The sequence below is a fragment of the Melaminivora alkalimesophila genome (assembly GCF_000282995.1).
Classification (GTDB): Bacteria; Pseudomonadota; Gammaproteobacteria; order Burkholderiales; family Burkholderiaceae_C; genus Melaminivora; species Melaminivora alkalimesophila.
Map to the genome: position 1 here is coordinate 1 of NZ_ALEE01000600.1, position 498 is coordinate 498.

Consider the following 498-nt stretch of genomic DNA (forward strand, 5'->3'; position numbering starts at 1 on the left):
CCGACCGCCTGCCGCGCGCCCGGCTGCTGGCCGCCATCTACGGCGTGCGCGGGCTGGGGTTCATCGCCCTGATGCTGGCCGCCAGCGCGCTGCAGCTCTACGGCACGGCCGCCGTGGGCGGCGTGGTCTGGGCGGGCAGCATCGCCCTGTCCTCGGCGATCCTGGCGGATGTGTTCGGCGTGCGCCTGGTGGGCGTGCTCTACGGCTGGGCCTACCTGATGCATCAGGTGGGCGCCATGATCAGCTCCTGGCTGGGCGGCTGGGGCTACGAGCGCCTGGGCACGCACTGGCTGGCCTTCGGCCTGGCGTCGGCGCTGCTCCTGCTGGCGGCGGTGGTGGTGCTGGGACTGCCGGGCGGCATGGCCTGGCGGCGCCCGGAGCGCCCGGGCGCAGCCCTTGGCCGCCTCAACCGCGTGGGCCGCTGAGGCGCCCCCGGAGCCGCCAGCTCAGAACATCTCGTCCGCCATGGCGGCACAGCTCATGTCGCGCCGCCGCACC

The 498-nt window shown here is 75.3% G+C and carries 1 protein-coding gene; it reads left to right on the plus strand.

The annotated features are described in order from the left end of the window. A partial coding sequence (locus A612_RS11705) for an MFS transporter (protein ID WP_040436739.1) occupies nucleotides 1-425 on the plus strand: 425 nt, incomplete at its 5' end. Nucleotides 426-498: the final 73 nt, after the last annotated feature.